The sequence below is a fragment of the Fictibacillus nanhaiensis genome (genome assembly GCF_023715445.1).
Lineage (GTDB): Bacteria > Bacillota > Bacilli > Bacillales > Fictibacillaceae > Fictibacillus > Fictibacillus nanhaiensis_D.
On sequence record NZ_JAMBOD010000008.1, the window covers coordinates 46724 to 65573 of the forward strand.

General features: G+C 41.5%; 18 protein-coding genes. 2 read left to right on the forward strand and 16 right to left on the reverse strand.

The annotated features are described in order from the left end of the window. Window positions 1-35 precede the first annotated feature (35 nt). Window positions 36-1718 (reverse strand): alpha amylase family protein, encoded by a 1683-nt coding sequence (locus M3196_RS17640; protein ID WP_251323659.1) that lies wholly within the window; start codon window positions 1716-1718, stop codon window positions 36-38. Window positions 1719-2152: 434 nt separating this feature from the next. Here M3196_RS17640 and M3196_RS17645 point away from each other — a divergent pair, with 434 nt between their 5' ends. Next, on the forward strand, window positions 2153-3130 hold the full coding sequence (locus M3196_RS17645; RefSeq protein WP_251323660.1) for a nuclease-related domain-containing protein: 978 nt from the start codon (window positions 2153-2155) through the stop codon (window positions 3128-3130). Between the two features lie 214 nt (window positions 3131-3344). Here M3196_RS17645 and M3196_RS17650 read toward each other — a convergent pair whose 3' ends face one another. The 8 genes from M3196_RS17650 to M3196_RS17685 form a co-directional block, all read right to left on the reverse strand. Beyond that, window positions 3345-4322 carry a Gfo/Idh/MocA family protein gene (locus M3196_RS17650; RefSeq protein WP_251323661.1) on the reverse strand — a complete coding sequence of 326 codons (978 nt, stop codon included), beginning with the start codon at window positions 4320-4322 and terminating at the stop codon, window positions 3345-3347. Window positions 4323-4327: 5 nt separating this feature from the next. After that, on the reverse strand, window positions 4328-5020 hold the full coding sequence (locus tag M3196_RS17655) for a hypothetical protein (RefSeq protein WP_251323662.1): 693 nt from the start codon (window positions 5018-5020) through the stop codon (window positions 4328-4330). A gap of 3 nt (window positions 5021-5023) precedes the next feature. After that, window positions 5024-5869: a sugar phosphate isomerase/epimerase family protein gene (locus tag M3196_RS17660; RefSeq protein ID WP_251323663.1), complete on the reverse strand. Its 846-nt coding sequence runs from the start codon at window positions 5867-5869 to the stop codon at window positions 5024-5026. Window positions 5870-5883: 14 nt separating this feature from the next. Beyond that, window positions 5884-6936: a Gfo/Idh/MocA family protein gene (locus tag M3196_RS17665; protein ID WP_251323664.1), complete on the reverse strand. Its 1053-nt coding sequence runs from the start codon at window positions 6934-6936 to the stop codon at window positions 5884-5886. A gap of 81 nt (window positions 6937-7017) precedes the next feature. Then, on the reverse strand, window positions 7018-9144 hold the full coding sequence (locus tag M3196_RS17670; RefSeq protein WP_338082963.1) for a penicillin-binding transpeptidase domain-containing protein: 2127 nt from the start codon (window positions 9142-9144) through the stop codon (window positions 7018-7020). A gap of 25 nt (window positions 9145-9169) precedes the next feature. Further along, window positions 9170-10468 carry a peptidoglycan-binding protein gene (locus M3196_RS17675; RefSeq protein WP_251323666.1) on the reverse strand — a complete coding sequence of 433 codons (1299 nt, stop codon included), beginning with the start codon at window positions 10466-10468 and terminating at the stop codon, window positions 9170-9172. Between the two features lie 425 nt (window positions 10469-10893). Continuing rightward, on the reverse strand, window positions 10894-11076 hold the full coding sequence (locus tag M3196_RS17680) for a hypothetical protein (protein ID WP_251323667.1): 183 nt from the start codon (window positions 11074-11076) through the stop codon (window positions 10894-10896). A gap of 21 nt (window positions 11077-11097) precedes the next feature. Then, window positions 11098-11442, reverse strand: a complete 345-nt coding sequence (locus tag M3196_RS17685) for a 2Fe-2S iron-sulfur cluster-binding protein (protein WP_251323668.1) — start codon at window positions 11440-11442, stop codon at window positions 11098-11100. A 169-nt stretch (window positions 11443-11611) separates the two neighbouring features. Here M3196_RS17685 and M3196_RS17690 point away from each other — a divergent pair, with 169 nt between their 5' ends. Next, window positions 11612-12418, forward strand: a complete 807-nt coding sequence (locus M3196_RS17690) for an aspartate dehydrogenase (RefSeq protein WP_251323669.1) — start codon at window positions 11612-11614, stop codon at window positions 12416-12418. A 29-nt stretch (window positions 12419-12447) separates the two neighbouring features. Here the strand turns inward: M3196_RS17690 and M3196_RS17695 are convergent, their stop codons facing one another. The 7 genes from M3196_RS17695 to M3196_RS17725 all read right to left on the reverse strand — a co-directional run bounded on the left by M3196_RS17695 (window position 12448) and on the right by M3196_RS17725 (window position 18842). Next, window positions 12448-13128 (reverse strand): GntR family transcriptional regulator, encoded by a 681-nt coding sequence (locus M3196_RS17695; RefSeq protein ID WP_066293187.1) that lies wholly within the window; start codon window positions 13126-13128, stop codon window positions 12448-12450. Between the two features lie 82 nt (window positions 13129-13210). Beyond that, complete coding sequence (locus M3196_RS17700; protein ID WP_251323670.1) at window positions 13211-13741, reverse strand: chromate transporter; 531 nt, start codon at window positions 13739-13741, stop codon at window positions 13211-13213. Then, complete coding sequence (locus tag M3196_RS17705; RefSeq protein WP_251323671.1) at window positions 13738-14337, reverse strand: chromate transporter; 600 nt, start codon at window positions 14335-14337, stop codon at window positions 13738-13740. Before M3196_RS17705 ends, M3196_RS17700 begins: the two co-directional genes overlap by 4 nt. An 87-nt stretch (window positions 14338-14424) precedes the next feature. Then, window positions 14425-14904: a GlcG/HbpS family heme-binding protein gene (locus tag M3196_RS17710; protein ID WP_251323672.1), complete on the reverse strand. Its 480-nt coding sequence runs from the start codon at window positions 14902-14904 to the stop codon at window positions 14425-14427. 30 nt (window positions 14905-14934) lie between these two features. Next, window positions 14935-16398, reverse strand: coding sequence for an aldehyde dehydrogenase family protein (locus M3196_RS17715; RefSeq protein WP_251323673.1), 1464 nt, complete (start codon window positions 16396-16398; stop codon window positions 14935-14937). 101 nt (window positions 16399-16499) lie between these two features. Beyond that, on the reverse strand, window positions 16500-17219 hold the full coding sequence (locus M3196_RS17720; protein WP_066293201.1) for a TenA family transcriptional regulator: 720 nt from the start codon (window positions 17217-17219) through the stop codon (window positions 16500-16502). Window positions 17220-17375: 156 nt separating this feature from the next. After that, window positions 17376-18842 carry a hypothetical protein gene (locus M3196_RS17725; protein ID WP_251323674.1) on the reverse strand — a complete coding sequence of 489 codons (1467 nt, stop codon included), beginning with the start codon at window positions 18840-18842 and terminating at the stop codon, window positions 17376-17378. Window positions 18843-18850 lie beyond the last annotated feature (8 nt).

The following is an 18850-nucleotide window of genomic DNA, read 5'->3' on the forward strand; positions in this document are numbered from 1 at the left end:
AACTCCCCGGCTTTTTGCAGCGGGGAGTCTTCTTTTTATTTATCTTCTCTGACAAGGTCCATGTATTTTTTAATATGGTGCGGGGATTCGGATTCCTCTGCAAACTCCTCTTCAACGATGTACCACCAGTCGAACATCTCCAGGTAAATAAGGTCAAAGATCATGATCCCGTGCGTTTTATCGACCGCCATTTGCAGCGCGCGTCTAAAGGTTTCCGGATCATTGATGTATTGATTCAAATAGAGACTGCCGTAGTTGAACGTAGAATAATTGATCGCATCCATCGCAATTTCTGCTGATCCTTCTACGCTGTGCCAATCAGGTCTGCCTGACGCTACAGCCTCTTCTTTCGTCACATCGACAAAGTAGTTACCCGTCATAATAAAATCAAGCGTTTCAGCGTACCCTTTTTTATGGTAATCAGGGCTTGCCCAATCATATTCCGGATGGTGCGTGCGACTTGCCCAGTTCACACCCTCGCTGTAATAATCCGGGTACCAGCTTCCTACATACGTACTGAAGAACGTCTCAGGTTCTTTTTTGTGAATGAGCTTTTCAGCTTTTTGGAAAAATGACTGAATATTTCCTGCACGCCATTCGATCCACTTTTGGTAAAGCGGTCCTGGAACATTCTTTCTTTCATGGTTTTCAACTTTAATTTCAAAAATATCAGTCGGCCAGTTTTCTACTTTCTTTCCAATATAGGCTTCAAACTTTTCACGGCTTAAATCACTGAAATCAGCATAAATGCTGGAATAACGTGCACGATCGAGAACAATCCCATCTACATCATAATTATCTACTAACTCCTCGATAATACTCAGTTCGTATCTTTGAACATCCTCTCTAATCGGATTTACGAACGTAGAGTGAGACGGTGTATAGTCTTGTCCTTTTACAAATTTAGTTTCCATATCTGTAACAGAAACTTGATCGCCTACTTTTAAATGTTCAAGAATCCATGTGCGCGCCGTTCCATTGCCGGAGATCACATAACCCTTATCAGGAACTTGTACTGGCGGTGCTCCAGTCGTGTTGCGGTCGCTCACTTGTGTAATAACATCATCGATCACCTGAACCTCTACTCCCCATCGATTTGTTGGTGTTTCCTCATATTTTGATGGTGTGTAAAGTACAAGATGATCTTGACCACGAGTCGTATTAATACCTGTCAGTTCTATTGTTGAGCCATCTGCAGCTTTTACTTTTTGTATGGCAGTATAATATGTAGTCTGCCACTCCGGATGATGCATGGCTGGTCCATCTTGATAAGTCGTACTTGCTTCGGAAAACGTATTGATTGCTGCATGAACTTTTATATCGTGTTTTTTCGCTTCGGTAATCACAGTTTGTAAGAGATCATAGTTTTCTGGATAGCCTTGATATTTAGGAATCTTAGATGTGCTAATGTGCGGGGCAATCTCACTGTTGTAGGCTACAAATCCTGTTGAGTTTTTGATGTCTAGGATGATAGTGTCAATGTTCGCGTTTGCTGTTTTCTCAACGATGTTTCGTACTTTTTCTGGTGTATCGAGGTTAAAAAGGTTTGCTGAAAGATCGTACCAGAGAATCCTCGATTTTTTGTCGTCTTGTTCGACGAGTCTTGTTAGCTCTCTGATGCGCTTCTTGTCGTTATCCGTCTTTGCGAGTGTGGTTTGCGTGTTCATGGAAGTGAGTATTAAGGTAAACGCGACCAACATGAAAAATATTCTTTTCATTCCTTATCCTCCCTTTTATCTTAATTACCTAAATATTAGCATAATTTGTATTGATTGAGTGGAGTTTTTCTCCAAAATAGTTCTTACAAATGGAAAAAACCTTCTTTTTGACTAGGGAAAGGAAGATGTAGTTTAAAAGCAGGACTGATGAACTAAGTGGGGCTTTTAGAAGTGAGATTGGTGCATAGAATAGAATGTTTGGTGCATAGACCATATCTGTTAGTGCATAGAAATGGTTATTCGGTGTATAGAATTGTGATTCGTGCATAGGAGACTTTTTTTGGTGCATAGGCAATCTTCTTTAGTGCATAGAGTTCAAGATTCTGTGCATAGACTTTCATACACAACCATTTATGGAAAGATTAATGTAACAGCAGGAGTTTATACTTTATCAGTAGAAATAAAAATAAACAAAAGGAGTGTGATGCAATGAAATGATTATGAAAGAGCGTAAAACACCAGTTATTATTTTAATATTAGAGATGCTTCTAAATCGACTTCACCCCTTAGACCCGAGAAGACATGAGATAGAAGAAGAACTAGCAAAATTCTTATCAGGTCATAAAGGAGAACAGGCTCTGGATTTTTATTTAAATGTTCTTCCTCAAAAAGAATTCTTCATTTTTCACAACCTTCGCCTTCTCCAGAACACTAGCTACTTTCAGCTCGACATACTTATTCTCACCCAGTATTACTTTTTGATAATCGAAGTGAAAAACTTTTCAGGCATCCTCTATTTTGATCAAAACTTCTATCAACTAATTAGGACTATCAATGGTAAAGAAGAAACCTTTCCTGATCCCATTTCACAGGTAAAAAGGCAACAATTCTGCTTTAAAGAATGGTTGAAAGATCATCATTTTACGAACATCCCCGTTGAATCCCTTGTTGTCGTCAGCAATTCCCAAACCCAAATTAAAGTTCCCGCTGGCCGAACTGATATTTACAAGATGGTTACCCACAAAATTCATCTTACTGAAAGGATTCGTTACTATGATCGTAAACATAAGGATGAGCAAATTTCGAAAAAAGACCTTCGTAAACTCTCCAAAATACTTTTAAAGAATCACACCACCCCAACTCCGAATGTGCTCCAAAAATATAAAATTTCAAATGAAGATATTATTAAAGGAGTAGCTTGTCCCAGTTGTGGCGTTATCCCTATGATACGAAGCCATAAGAAATGGGTGTGCACCTCATGTAAATTTGATTCAAAAACAGCACATGTACAGGCTTTGCGAGATTACTTCCTTCTAATTAGTCGAACCATCACTAATAGTCAGTGCCGCGATTTTTTGAAATTAAAGTCTCGCAATACAGCTAGAAATCTCCTTATGGACCTGAACCTTTCTACTTCAGGACAACTAAGGCATACAAAATATCATTTGAAGTTTGATGATATCTTTGATTAATGAATGTGAGTTTCGGTGCATAGAACTGTTATTTCTGCGCATAGAAAAGTGTTTTCAACGCATAGAATTTTGTTTGGTGCATTGACCTAGTTTTTCCGTGCATAGACAATCCACTTTGGTGCATAGACCTAAAGTTTCTGTGCATAGAGACAGGATAAAAGTGCATAGACCAAAAAATAAGCCCCTTGCAAATCAAGGGGCTATATCCTCAATATTATATTTTCACGATTCTCCCAAGTTTTGAGGACTTATATGCAGCAATTCCTACTTCCATCGCCTTCAATCCATCATATCCTGTAATCGATGGCGGCCGCTTTTCCCTAATAGATTTTATAAAATCCTCAACCAGCCCAAAATCCATATCAATTCCGAAGAAAGCATTCTCTACCGGCCTCTCGCCGTCCCTGTTGTAAACACGAACATATTCTTTAAATACGTCTACTGCAACTGTTCCCTTTGTTCCGATGACCTCGATCGTAACATCACCCCAAATGGGATAGGTTGGAGTTCGAGACCAGCTGGCATCATGAGAAGCGATGATGCCGCCATCAAAGGTTAACGTGAGCAAGCCCGCATCATCAATGTCACCCTCGTGAAAAAAGGTATCCACTTCTGCGATGACTTCCTTTACTTCCTGACCGGACAGCCATCTCATGATATCAACCATATGAACGGTATGGTCAAATACCGCTCCACCACCGGAAAGTGCTGGATCTATAAACCATCCGCCAGGGTTTTGACCCCGGTTCGTAGTTCGGAAAGACAGAATCTCTCCAATCGCCCCTGAGTCCACATACCTTTTCAATTGTTGAATCGGTTCTGAAAAACGTACCGGAAAAGCGGTCTGTAACATGACGTCATGTTGTTCACAGACAGCTATCATTTCTTCAGCTTCTTCAACCGAAACTGCGATTGGTTTTTCACAAAGAATATGTTTTCCAGCTTTAGCCGCGGCAACCACCATTTCGCAGTGCTTTGCGTTTTCACTGCAGATGATGACCGCCTCCATATCTTTAGCAAGGAACTTTTCCATGTCGTTAAAAAAAGCACAATTGTACCGAGCCGCTGCCTCTCTACCTCGTTCATCCAGAGTATCGTAAATGGCGGTCAGCTCTACATCAGACAGCTGCTCCAAACTGCTTGCATAACTATATGCATGCATATGAGCAAAACTCATGATTCCCACTTTCATGTGGTTCACCCCCGGACTTCATGTTTGATGTCAAGCTCAAGACAAGTCATGAGTTTTCGAAGTTCCTCATTTAGTGATGAAGTAATTTCAACAGCTCCTTCAAGCCGAAAATCTTTTTCAATCTGCGGTATATTACTCCCCCTAAAAGCCTTAGCATGCTGTGACTCGTACTCTAAAATCCCTTCTCTCCCGCTCCATTCGAGATCTAATTCATTAGAAACATGAGGGGAAGAAAGGTATTCGTAATGTCCTATTGATTTGTTCGAGAAACGTATCGTAAAAATACTGTGAGTGGTCTTTGAAGGTTCATGAGCTATGCTAACTCCAGAAATTCTGGAAATTGGAGAAATAGTTTGTGTAAACATATAAAGATCGCTGATCAGATCGCCTGTTTTAGTTTTTGATGATGTATTTTTGCTACGTTTCATACGAAGCACACCATTTTCCGTCCAGTTTCGTTCTTTTAATAGTTTTGTAAAAGCAATAAACGAAGAATCTTGGGTTAAAGGAAGCACGAGTGATGCACCCCGATTCTCAAGCTGAGGCAATAATTCACTCTTATTTTTCAGCAATTCTACATAATAAGGAGCATGAACATAAAGCGGACAGTTGGCAGCAATTGCTTCCTGTATCGAATCAAACGCTGTGCGTCCATCACTGCTTACTATTTCGTTCCCTGTAACAACAATTAAATTCATCCGTCACACCTCCTGACTAACCAGCAACTTTCTTATTCGGTTAACAGAATCCCGCACCGCTATTTTTGCATCATCAGATCCTTCATACTCCAAAGAAAGCCACGTATTCACGCCATCTCTTTTAAGATTTGATATGATTTCTGCAAGCTCAACTTCCCCGTCACCCGGGATTACACCAATCCAATATTTCTCTCCAAGACCTTTGAACCCGCTATTCGCATCCTCAGCAGTGCGGACTCTGAAATCTTTAAAATGAACATGGGCAATTTCATTCTTCAAGTTTTGATAGGCAGCAAGCGGATTGTCTTCGACCAATAAAAAATTCCCCGTATCAAAAGTAGACTTTACATTTGGACTTCCCACTTCCGATAAAATCTCTTTCACCTGCTCACTTTTTCCGGCAAGCAAACCGTGATTTTCAATCGCCAGTACAATACCTTGCGCCTCTGCATATTTGGCACATTGTTTTAATGAAGAGATGATCCATTCCTTGCCGATTGCGTAGTCCATCTTCGGTTTAAGATCGCCGCAAAAAACCCTGACGCAGCGGGTGTTCAATCGTTTAGCCGTATCTACAGCATCCTTCACTTTTTGAATCTCGTTTTTTCGTTCATCAGCTGTTTCCTTTACAAAATCGTTCGAAACATCATAACAAGACACTTCCAAAGAGGATTGCACCAAGTACTCAATAACTTCTTCTAGTTCCTCCTCTTTGTTTTTCCAATAAAAATCGAGCAGTTCCACACCGTCCAAGTTTAGAGTTTCGGCAAATCGGCAAAAGTCAATCGCATTCCAGTTTTCCTTTTTTACGACAGAATGCAAGCTGTACATACTCACGCTAACCTTCATGAAAATCTCTCCTTTTATAGAAGTACTTCTTTTCCAAGGCTTGCTGATTCATAGGCACCACACAGCATCTTCATCACTTCAAGCCCGTCTTCTACAGGACTTAATGTGGTTGTTTTTCCTAAACAGCTTGAAACAAAGTGGTCGATTTCACTTTGAAAGGCTTCTTCAAATTGAAAGTTGAGGTGGTCGATCTGAGGTGTAATATTAATAATCGTGTCATGTTTTTCAGTGGTCATGGCAAGTTTCGGTTCTAGCTCAAAGCCGCCTTTGTCACCATATAATTTAACAGAAACCTCATCTTGCACGGCATGCATGGTAAAACTCACATCTATATATAAGGATGCGCCGTTTTCAAAACGGATGAGTGCTGTAGCCAGATCTTCTACTGAATTAAGTGAGGCATCATAATCCGATGCTTTGTAAAATGATAGATTTTGAATGTTGGATCGGTTTCCTAACACAGAGTAAGTGTGTCCGCTGACGGAAACAGGCTTTGGTTTGCCCATGAGATACCAGCAGATATCGATCATATGTACACCAAGATCCATGAGCGGACCCCCGCCTGACCTCTCTTTATCTGAGAACCAGCCCCCAGGATTGCCAAGCCGCCTGATGCATGATGCTTTTGCGTAATAGAGCTCCCCGAAATCTCCGTTATCTAAAAAAGATTTTATGAGTTTTGTATTCTTGGCATAGCGCCTTACAAAACCGACTTGCAAAACTTTCCCGCTTGCCTTTACTGCTTCTTCTACTTGGATCCCTTCTTCCAATGTCGTGCATAATGGCTTTTCGACAAGAACATGTTTGCCTGCATTTAGTGCAGCAATCGCAATCTCCGCATGTGTAGCATTCCACGTGCAAATGCTCACCGCTTCAACCTCGGTATCAGTAAGTAGCTCTTGATAAGCTGTATACAGATTTGATACATCATAGCGTTTCCCCGCTGCTTCCAACCGGTTTTTGTTCATATCACAAAAAGCAACTAGCTCAGTTTCAGGATGATTTGCGTAAGGCTTGATATGCAAGTCAGAAATCGAGCCCAGGCCAATAACACCCACTTTCAGCATGTGATATCCCTCCTTTTGTTGTACTTTATTCGTCCACTTTTGGATATTTCCCCCTTTTTTAAAATAAAAAAAGAAAACTTCCTATTGCCGGAAGTTCTCTTCAAACACTTTCTTCACTTTCGGTACAAGGTAATGGCTGCCGCCTCTTCCCTTTACATCCTCAATCATCATCGTGACTAAAAGCGATGGATCCTCTGTGTTATAAGCAACAAACCACCCAAGTTCCATTCCATTTTTGTCGGTTTTGCTCTTTTTCAGCTCGGCTGTTCCAGTCTTCCCGGCAATAGGCAGTTTTGGCATATACGCTTCATGCGCCGTCCCGTTTGAACTTGAAACTACCTTGACCAAGTCATCACGAATAATTTTTGCCGTCTCTGGTGAGATTACGTTTTCCTTCCAGATTGCAGAATCAGCCTTAGCTTGATCCAATCTTGGTGCAACTAAATTGCCATCATTTAAAAACGGTGTATAGGAGAGCCCCACATGAAGCGCGCTCATTTGAATTTTCCCCTGACCGTACCCGCTGTCTGCAAGCTGGATTTCAGTCATCCCCTTTTCTCCAATCGTCGACGCGACAAAAGGATACGAAACCGGAATATCTTCTCCTAAACCAAATTCCTTAAGCCCACTGACAAACTGATCCTGTCCCAAATCGAGTGCTTCTTGAGCAAAGTAAATATTATCGGAGTAGATAAGCGCTTTTTCAAGGTTCACACTTGGTACTGCACTTACACGAGTAACGTGATAATTGCCCCACGACTCACCCTTCTTCCACGTTTTACCTTTTACCTTCATAACGTCATCTGGATTTAGCGTTCCGTTCTCCAAACCGATTGCTGCTGTTAAAGGTTTCAATGTGGACCCTGGTGCATATGTGTATTTGAACCGATTCATCTTAGGGTTCTCAGGATCGTTCGCCCATTTTTTTCTCGTTTCATTGGAGATCCCAAGCGTATACTCGTTCGGGTTGTAGGACGGACTGTTGACAAGAGCCAGTACTTCGCCTGTTTTTGGATGAATGGCGGATGACGTTCCCACATCTCCTTTTAGCTGTGAATAGATAGACTGCTGCACTTCACTGTTTATCGTCGTTTTCACGTCTTCTCCATTTACGACTTCTTTTTCCGCCAATACTGTTTTTTCTTCTTTTTCATTCGTTAAAATTTTGATGATACCGCCTGCCGTTCCACGCAGCTGCTCTTCGTACACTTGCTCAAACCCTGCTTTTCCGACCCAGTCTTGTGCGGTGTACCCCTTACCTTTTAACCTTTTGAGGTCATCCGCATTAACCTGGCCGATAAAGCCGGTAAGATGCGCAGCCGCTTCCTTCAGCGGATAAATACGTGTTTCGCTTTTCGGAGATTTCACACCCTCTAATGCGACGGCATCATGAATCTTAGGGTTATCCGTCTCCATTTTCTTTATTGGCACGCCGAAGTGTGGTTTCACCCAAGGCTGATCTATTTTTTTCTGGATCTCTTCCGGTGTCATCCCTAAAATTTTTGCTAAAGGTTCAATCGTTTTGCTCTCGTCTTCAGGCAATTCTTGCGGAACAATCGTAACTTCATATGCTGCCCCGTTAAATGCTAAAGGATTTCCTTCGCGATCTAAAATCGCACCTCTTTTAGGAGAGATGCTTGACGCTGAAATCCGGTCGCCTTCCTCCATTTCAGGAAAGATGTGCGACGTGTTCCATTGCACTTTCCAGGCTTCAGACTCCTTCGTCTCTTCTAGATTCATCTTCATTTGATGCGTATATTCAATCGGTCCAGCGAGTGTATCCATCTTAACCGAATAAGAAAGACTCGCTTTCTCGCTTTCTCCCTCTTTTTTGTCTTTGGAAGGCTTCATTTCCACCTCTAGATTTTTAGCTTCAATGCCGCCATATATATCGCTGTAGCGTTTTACGAAGTCTTCTTTTGAGATTTTTTTCCTGGACTCTGAATCTAGCATTTCATACATATTCTCAAAATCTTTCTTTTGCCACAAAGCCGTGTATTTCTTCAATGCGTCCTCCGGTTTTGGAGGCTCTGAGCACCCCGTTAAAAGGATGAAACAAAAGCTTGCTAACAACATGATTTTGCAAAGATTTTTCAAAACAGATCTCCTTTCTTTAAACATTTGTTTAAAGTATAACAAAAGGCATGGTAATAAATGTATGATAGTTCCATGATAAAAAAAACACCTTATGAGCAAAAACTGACTCATAGGGTGATTATAAGGATAACATAGATTAATAATTTACGCGCTTCGAACCGAGGTAACGATCCTGCCAATACGCATAATTCAAGTTACTTATCGTTACACCTGTGCTGGATCCTGCATGCACAAACTGGTTGTTTCCAATGTATACACCTGCATGTGATGGACCTGTTGTATATGTTTCAAAGAATACGAGATCGCCAACTGCAGGTTCGGTCACTGTAGTCGTGGCATTCCACATTTGCGCCACCGTTCTTGGAAGTGATACTCCTTCTTTTGTAAAAATATATTGAAGGAAGCCGCTGCAATCAAAGCCTTGCGGAGTCGTGCCTGCCCATACATATGGTGTGCCCATCAGCTCAGCCGCATTCGCAATGACATTAATCGTGATTTGATCCGATGTTTTCGGTGTCTGCCCTTTTTGTTTTTCTACTTCTGTCATTTTATCTAAAACTGTCTTTGTTACAATTCCCGTAACCGGTAATCCGTAAGTCTTCTGGAACTTTTCGACGCTCTCTTCCGTTACTACTCCAAAATAGTCCGTAATCATGGGATATGTAAAGAAACCTAGGTTTTTTAGGCGAGTTTGAAGCTGTTTTACTTCCGGTCCAGTCACCCCGAACTTTAGTTCCTTCACTGTGTTTTGTGGAGGATGTGGAGCTGGTTTTGCCGGTGCTGGTGGTGTTGCCGGTTTTGGCGCTGCAGGAGCAGGTGCCGGTTTCGGTTGAGCAGCTGGAGGCTGTACTGGATTTTTCTTTGCAGCAACTGCTTTCGTAATGCGATCTAATGTCGTCGCATCCGCAACACCAGTCGCTTTTAACTTTTGACTGATCTGGAATTTTCGAACCGCTTCCGTTGTGATCGTTCCATAATAATCAGTCGTTTTATAATATGTAAAAAAGCCGAGAAATTTAAGATCTTGCTGCAGCTTCATGACAGCTTGTCCTGTCGAATGCAGCTTTAATTCTTTTGAAGAAGGTGGTACAACAGATTGAACCGGCTGCTTTTTGGATGGTACCTCTTGAAAAGATTTCTCTAAAAGCTTTTTGTAAGTTTGTTTTCCAACGATTCCATCAACCACAAGTCCACTCGCTTTCTGGAAATCCATGACCGCTTTTTTCGTTACCGGTCCAAAGTAGGTTGTCGTTTGCTGCTCTTTAAAAAATCCTTTCTCTTTTAAAAGGGATTGCAATTGTTTCACGTCATTATGATTGATTCCTTGCTTTAAGGTCAAATCGCCTAAAGCAGCTTCACCAACGAGAGGAACAGCAAAAAAAGCACCAGCAAACGCAGAAGTCATCACTAACCGTTTCACCACTGTGTTATCCATATTTTCCTCCTTCAAAGTCCCGTTTATTACATATATCGGCAATTATGGATATTTATTTAAACTTAATTTCGACATAAAAATAAAAATCTCCTTCTAACCTTAACGTTCCTTTCAAACAAAATCTAATTGAGAATATTAACAGAAAATTTTCATGAATCAGTTATATGGTATACCAAATTATATATTTAACTTAAAATTAATTAAAAATATAGACGTTTACACCTATTTGGTATACAATATGGTTAAGTTGATAGTGATTATCAATTAAAAGGTTGGCTATTTTAATAGGTACAGGGGGAAACGATATGTTCAAATATTTATTCGGCTCAAAAAAAGTGCAAAAACTTGTTGACCGTAAAATGAACATTTTAAAGAACATTATTAAATACTAAGAAATAAATAAACATTAAAGAAACCCGTCTCCTTTAAGAGGCGGGTTTCCTATGAATCTTTTTAAATTCATAACCAATGGATTGATGAGAATAATAAACATTTAATCGTGCATCTTTTTGGCAAAAGCAGCATGGTGCTTTTTGCGAAACTTCTTTAATATGAGGAAGTACTAAAATCTGTAAGGCTTTTCTGACATGATTCTGGCATACCAGCATAAGCAGGATCCTCCCTTACATTTAAGTTGTAGTTACAGGCGTTTTAGGGTGTACGACTTTTCTTCGCTGAACCATTTTTGTAATTTCTTTATCCCAGCTAAGTTCAACATCACCGTTCACAAATGTCTGGCACCCCAGTCGATACCCTTCAGCAAGAAGCTCTTCACCTACTTTTTTTTTCTCAACAGGTTTAATCTTATCTGTATGTTCCAGTCCTTTTTCAATTTTACAAACACATGTCCCACAGTTTCCTCCTCCGCACCGGTTCGGAAGTTCACCATCATACCTTAAAGACATTCTTAAAATATTGGAGTTTTCAGGCACCTCAATTTTTTTATCACTCGTTAAGTAATGAATAGTGGGCATTGATTTGACCTCCTATTTTCTTTTCCGTTCTTTGTATACAATATACCATATTAACAATAGTATGACAATATTAAATTTTCAGATAATTACACCTAGAGTCATTGACTTGCATACTCCTTGCTCTATAATTTAGGTATACAATATACAATTAGACTTATGGAGGTGCTTCATGCTTAAAGTTGGATTGATCGGATACGGGGCGATAGGAAAGGATTTAGCAACTTATTTTGATAGTGACCATGGACTGAATGCAGAAATTACGGGGATTCTCGTTCGATCACCTGAAAAAATATCTATTCCTCCAAACGAAAGATGTGTAATTACAAACGAAGAGGATACATTTTACTCTTTGGGCTTAGATGTAGTTGTAGAAGCAGCTGGACATCAGTCTGTCCAACAGTATGGAGTTATGGCGTTAGCCAAGGGTGCTCATCTTGTCATCGTATCGGTTGGAGCATTAACAGATGACGAGCTGTTTTCTTCATTAAAAGAGGCAGCTGTCGCCTCAAAAAAACAGCTTATTATTCCTTCAGCTGCGATTGCCGGACTTGATCGGATAAATGCGGCTTCAAACCACACGCTTGAAGAAGTTAAACTAGTAAGCCGAAAACCCCCTCGTGCGTGGTATGGCACCTTTGTTGAAGAAAAAGTAGATTTAAAAACGATAAAAAAGCCGTTTTGTGTTTTTGATGGTTATGCCCGGGAATCAGCAAAACTCTTTCCAGAAAGCGTAAATGTTTCAGCAGCATTAAGTCTGGCTGGAATGGGATTCGACCAAACCAAAGTTCAGGTTTTTGTCGATCCTACCATTGAAAAGAACTCACATGAGGTTACCGCTAAGGGACACTTTGGTGAGGTTTCCGTAAAAGTACAAAACACACCGCTGCTGGATAACCCAAAATCAAGTTATATTGTGTCAATGAGTATTGTTAAAGCCTTAAAAAATTTGAGTGCACCTGTTGTGATCGGAGTATAAAAAAGAGCAGAGAAAACAGAATCGTTCTGTTATCTCTGCTCTTTTTCTTTTAATCGATTCAAGAAACCAATGTAAGCTTTCTTGGAGTTTTCGATATGAATTTTTGTTAAGTATTCACCCATCTCAACTTCCTTGTTGCGAACAGCTTTCATGATCTCCAGATGCTCTTTCATCGACTCTTCTTTTCGGCCCGGTGTTTCGTAGCTTGAATTAGCGAAGATTCGAATATAATCCGTTAAACCGGAAAGGATCTCATGCAGCTTTGGACTTTTGGCAGCTGTATGAATGATCTTGTTCGTCTCCAAGTGCAGCTGTGAGATTTCTTCTTCTGTTTTGCCTTCCAAGTTTTGAAGTTTTTCTATCATACCATCAAATTCAGCTTGTGTGCGCTCATCCATTTTCTGTGCAGCGAGCTTTGATGCTAATACCTCAAGCGAAGATAGAATCGTGAAAACCTCAATAACCTCTTCTTCAGATATACGTTCAACGACGACACCTTTGCGCGGCACCGTTTTAACAAAACCTTGTGATTCTAATCTAAAAAGAGCTTCACGAATAGGAGTACGGCTGATGCTGAGTTTTTCGGCAAGCTCTCGTTCTACTAGCCGGTCACCTGCTTTGTACTCTCCGTCAAGGATCATATCTTTTAAATATCTGTATGCGCGTTCTCGGATGGACAATAAATCTTCTTGTGCCCACTTATTTTGCATAATAAAACACTCCACCTGTCGTTTGCTGTTTGGTATACAAATTATAGCTTTAATTTTTTATAAGAGCAATTGATGTCACTTATTAATGTAAAAATATACCTCCATAAAACAAAGAAGCAACAATAACGAGTGCTGGGTGAACCTTTATTTTTTCAAGGAGCAGCAGGCTTCCTAAACCTAGTATCAATAAGTGGAGAACCCCAATTTCACCAAATGCTGTTAAAAAGAACTGAAAAGCCAGTACGCCTAAAAGAATTGCAATCACCGGCTGAACCGACTTGGTCATCCACTTCACCTGTGGTGCTTCTTTAAATCGGTTAACGAATGCGAACAAGATAATAACAGCGATTGCGGATGGAGCAATGGTTGCGATCAGCGCGATAAATAGACCAGGTACTCCGCCGATTTCATATCCGATATATCCTCCCATTTTGGTAGCGATCGGACCTGGGAGTACGTTTGCCATCGCTAATAAATCTCCGAACTCTTTTAGTGTGAGCCACTTATACTGATTAACCACTTCATTTTGAATGAGAGGAATGGTTGATGGTCCTCCTCCATACCCGAGCAGGTTCGAAATAAAAAATGCCCAGAAGATGTCCCAGTAAATCATAACTCTTCCTCCCTGCTTCTCATGATTTGCTTTCGTGTGAATAAAGTTTTGCCGCTCTCTTTATACGTACTCCACACAAAGGCACTCGTTAAAAAGAGAATAATCACAAATCCCGGATGCAGATTTAGAAATTCAATCACACAAAGGGAGAATAGCGACATGCCTATCATCCATTTGCTGGCGAGCCCCTGCCGTCCTTTTTGAAAGAATTGATAAGCCATAACCGCAAGCATCACTCCGACAACTGGTGCTACACCGTTAATCATTCCTTTTACTACAGGGGAGGATTTAAAGGTATACAAAACACCTAACAACCCAAGCATTCCAACAAGCGACGGGACGATATGAGCCATGATTGCCACAAAAGCACCCAGCGGTCCTTTTATCTTAAAACCGACATAAGCCGCCATCTTTGTAGCAATCGGTCCGGGAAGTGTGTTGGCAAGTGCCAGCGATTCCCCGAATTCTTCTTCTGTCATCCACTTATATTTTTTTACTGCTTCATATTCAATGAGCGGAATCGTGGAAGGTCCTCCACCATATCCCGTTACACCTGTTCTAACAAAACCTACGCATAAATCCCAATATGTGCGCAAAAAAACACCTTCTTTCTTGTTGTTAAATAGGAGACAGAATAAACCGAGGGATATTCTCTAAGTTACTAGAAAATATCCCGCGTCCTTTTATACCTTTATATCTGCTTCAACCAATACAGGATGTCCTGTTTCCAATAAAAGATCATGTAATGCTTGCAATGCCGCAGTTCCAACAGCAGTATCCTGCTCGCCGTTCCCGCCTGAGATTCCGACTCCTCCAACCACTTCCCCATTGATTACGATCGGAAACCCTCCTACGAATACAGCAAACTTTCCCCCAAGCATATGCTGTATACCAAACGCTTCATTCCCTGGAAGTGCTGGTCCGTTTGGATAATGATTAAACAGGTGCGTCGATCTTTTATGCCCTGCAGCAGTAAACGCTTTGGCGATCGCGATCTCAGGACCTGTGATGCGCGCTCCGTTCATACGTTCCAGCGCGATAACGTAGCCGCCATCATCTACGATCGCAATCGTTTCCAGCACGTTGATCTCTTCCGCTTTTTGCTTGGCAGCTTCGATCATGATTTTTGCTTCTTCTAACTCTAATTTAATGGCCGTTCTCACTGCTATCTCCCCCTTAACCTCATTGCTAGATTAATAGCCTACGTAAACCGTTTTTGTTTGTGTAAAAAATTCCAGCCCCACTCTGCCTGACTCTCGGAACGTCGATGTACTCGATTTTTTCAATCCCCCAAACGGAGCATTCATCAAGTTGCCGGTTGTTGTCCGGTTCACTTTAACCGTTCCAGCCTGAATATCTTTTATGAAGCCTTCCGCACGTGCGATATTTTGAGTCACGATGGAAGCAGAAAGACCATATTCTACAGAATTAGCGATAGAAATGGCTTCCTCATACGAATCAGCCTCGATGACCGAAACAACCGGTCCAAAAATCTCTTCTTGAGCGATTCTCATGTCTGATGTCACGTTGGAAAAAACGGCTGGACTTACGTAGTAGCCTTTTTCAAAATCAGAAGAAGTGAGATGCTCCCCGCCATATTCAAGGGTCGCTCCCTCCTCGACTCCGATCTGGATATAGTTCAGTACATTTTTTAACTGTTTTTCGTTAGCCAGCGGTCCTAAGAACGCATCTTTATTAAAACCATTACCAATAGTGAGCTCTTTTGTTTTTTGAACTAGTTTTTCTACAAAAGCTTCTTTCACCGACTTCATGACAATCACCCGGCTCGTACCTGTACAAGCCTGCCCAGTGAGCGAAAATCCACCATTAATCGTGAGCTTAACAGCTTCGTCGAGATCCGCATCTTCCATGATGATAAGCGGATTCTTTCCGCCAAGCTCCATCTGCGTTCTCGTTGTCAGAGAGACAGTTCTATGAATGTCTTCACCAGCACGCGTTGATCCGGTAAACGTGACAGCCCTAATCGCCGGGTGGTTAACCAGCACCTTTCCGATTTTAGAAGAAGAACCCGTTACAAAGTTAAGCACGCCTGGCGGAATACCAGCTTCATGTAGAGCTTCTACCAGACGATATGCGACGAGTGGTGTATCTGATGACGGCTTGAAAACGACCGTGTTTCCTGTAATTAATGCCGGTGCAATCTTTCTAGCCGGAATGGATAACGGAAAGTTCCACGGTGTAATAACAGATATCACACCAAGCGGCTCTCTTTCGGTATACACTCTCATTTTAGGATCATCGCTCGGGAACGTCTCACCCGTAAACGTTTGACCCTCCACCGCATAAAAACGCAGCGTATCAGCCGAACGCTTCACTTCTCCTAAACTAGCTTTATATGGCTTTCCTTCCTCGCGTGTTAATTCTTCTGCTATTTGATCCAGGCGGCTTTCAAGAATATCCGCTGCTTTATTTAATAGAGAAGCCCTTTTTGCTGGAGATAACGCAACCCAGTCCGGGAAAGCTTTAGCAGCAGCTTCGATAGCCTGTGTGGCTTCTCCTTTTGTTGACGCTTGAAAGTAACCGACCGCTTGCTCTTTATCAGCTGGATTAAGACTTGCGAATGTTTCACCAGTCCCGGTGTTAACCCACTGGCCATTGATGTAGTTTTCGTATGTCCGTACTTGTGTGGATAACATGTAAAATCTTCCTTTCTCTATCGTAATAAAAATGATGGCAGCTTCCCTCATGATCGAGAAACTGCCTTTTCCAAGGTACGCTATTTTAGTAGATTAAGATTTTACGATTTTACCGGATCCAAGTCCTTCGCAACATAAGTGTTATAAAGTCCGTCCATATACATGCGGCGCATCTTAGCACCCGTTCTTACCACTTCTAGGCAGCGCTGCTGAAGTTCTACTGTATCAGCACAATCGAGTACAATCTTGTATCCGCGCTCACCGTGGATTTCATCGGATACGATGTGCAGATCGAAGAATTCAATCTCTTCGTCGTTAAATCCGTATTTTTCTCTAAGAATTGGTGTTTGCTTACGATAGATATCAGGTACTTGAGACTCTAAGCCGACTACAAGAGCAGCTGTTGCAACAACAAAGTTCTCTCTCATCGCAACCGCGTAACACCAGCTTTGCAATCCTAATGTTGTTGGTGCAATATTATGCGGATCTTCTACTCTTTCACGTGTTGTACCGCACGTTTCAGCAAAACGAATCAATAAATCTGTATGGCGATCCGCTGCAATTTCTTCTTCATACATGTTTTGAAGCGTAAAATCTTTAGCATCTGTATATTTTTCAGGAGTGCTAGCATAAATGTACGCCAGATAATCCGCAAATGGCCCTACATAGTGGTAATGGTTTTCAGCCCACCGTGCAAAATGTTCACGAGATAACTTACCAGTAGCCCAAGCTTCTGTAAAAGGTGCCTTCTGACTGTGATTACCTTTGATCGCTTCTTCTAATTGTTTACGGAACTCATCTTTTGATAACAACTCTGCCATTGTGAATCTCCTCCTTAGAATAGTAACCTTTGGTATGTATGTTATCCTCACACCAAATTGGTATTTTGTATTTGGTATACCAACTTTACCACTATACTACCTTGTGCCTTTTGTGCGTGTCAACCCTTTTGTATGAATTTTCTAACTATTTTTGAGTTACCAGATTAATATAGCCAAGAATGTAGCCAGGAAGAGCCCTGTCAGTACAGGGAAAAAGTTTTTACGAGCTAATTCTAATATCGGAACCCCGCAAAATCCAGCAACTGCAACTAGTGATGACCATGCAATAATGGTTCCCCCGCCTGTCCAGATCGCACCCATCTGGCCGATCGCTGCCAATGTAGTCGGATCAATGCCTGTACCAGTATGAAGAGCTCCAGATAAAGCCCCGGTCAATGGCAGTCCTGAAAAACCTGATCCATCTAAACCTGTGATTATACCAATTATTAAGATACCGAATGCCGTTAGGAACCCGTTTTGCGGAATGGTACTTTGTGCTGCTTGTACAAGATCAAACAAGAACGCTGGCTTTGCAACATCTTCTGCTAAGGAAAGAATCCCTACCGCAAAATCACCTGATCCGAGGAAAAAGAATCCTGCTATCGGTATAACTGGACCCATAGCACGAAACGCAAAAACAAATCCTTCCGTAATATAATCACTAATCTTGTCCAATGCATGCATCCGTGCAAAAGCCGTGCTTGCTAGAACTAACAACACGATCGCTACTCCGCCAACGAAAGCCGCTCCATCGCCGCCTTCAAGTGCAACGGATGTACCGCCTAATTTGGTAGAGAACATATAAAGCATGACGCCAAGCATAGACAAAGGAACTAATGCGGCAAACACTTTCCCCCACATGTTCAGTTCTTTATCAGAAATGTATTTTTCTGTTGCCGCTGATACTTGCGATGCTGTCTCAAGATCGAGTTGCATATTGTATGCGCTTACAGAATCCGATAGATTGCGATTTTCTGCTTCATTCGGTTTCTTGATCTCTTTTCTAATCAATAAATAGGTGATGCTTAATGCTGTAGTACCCGTAAACAAAGACAAAACGAAAGCTTTTGTTGCGACTATATCTGTCGAGACACCTGCTGCTTTAGCAGACAGCATAGGTGCAACCTGCATGATATAGTCTGATGACAGGGCCATCCCTTGCCCTGCCATCGCAACTGCCATTGCTGCTCCCATCGCAGGAAGTCCTGCACGAATAGCAGCAGGTACTAACAGTGCGCAGATTAACGGAATTGCAGGAGTCGGCCAGAAAAAAAGAGAGACAACAAACGTGATTCCGATGAGCACCAGATAGGCAACATGCCCATTCACCATAATCTTTTGTATCGGTGCAATCATCTTTTGGTCTGAACCCAAATCCTTTAATGATTTCAAAAGGGCAACCATGAATGTAATAATGAGAAAAATACTGAATAATTCTTTCGCCGCAACTAAATTGGCATTGAAGACAGCTTTTAATCCGCCCACCATAGATCCTGTATAAACCCACGCAACAAGCATCGTTCCAAGCAATGTCGGCAGCACGACGCCTTTTCGAAACAGCATCGTCGTAATAACGGCCAATGTGACAAATGCATACAACCAATGAGCAAATGTTAACTCCATACGAGCAC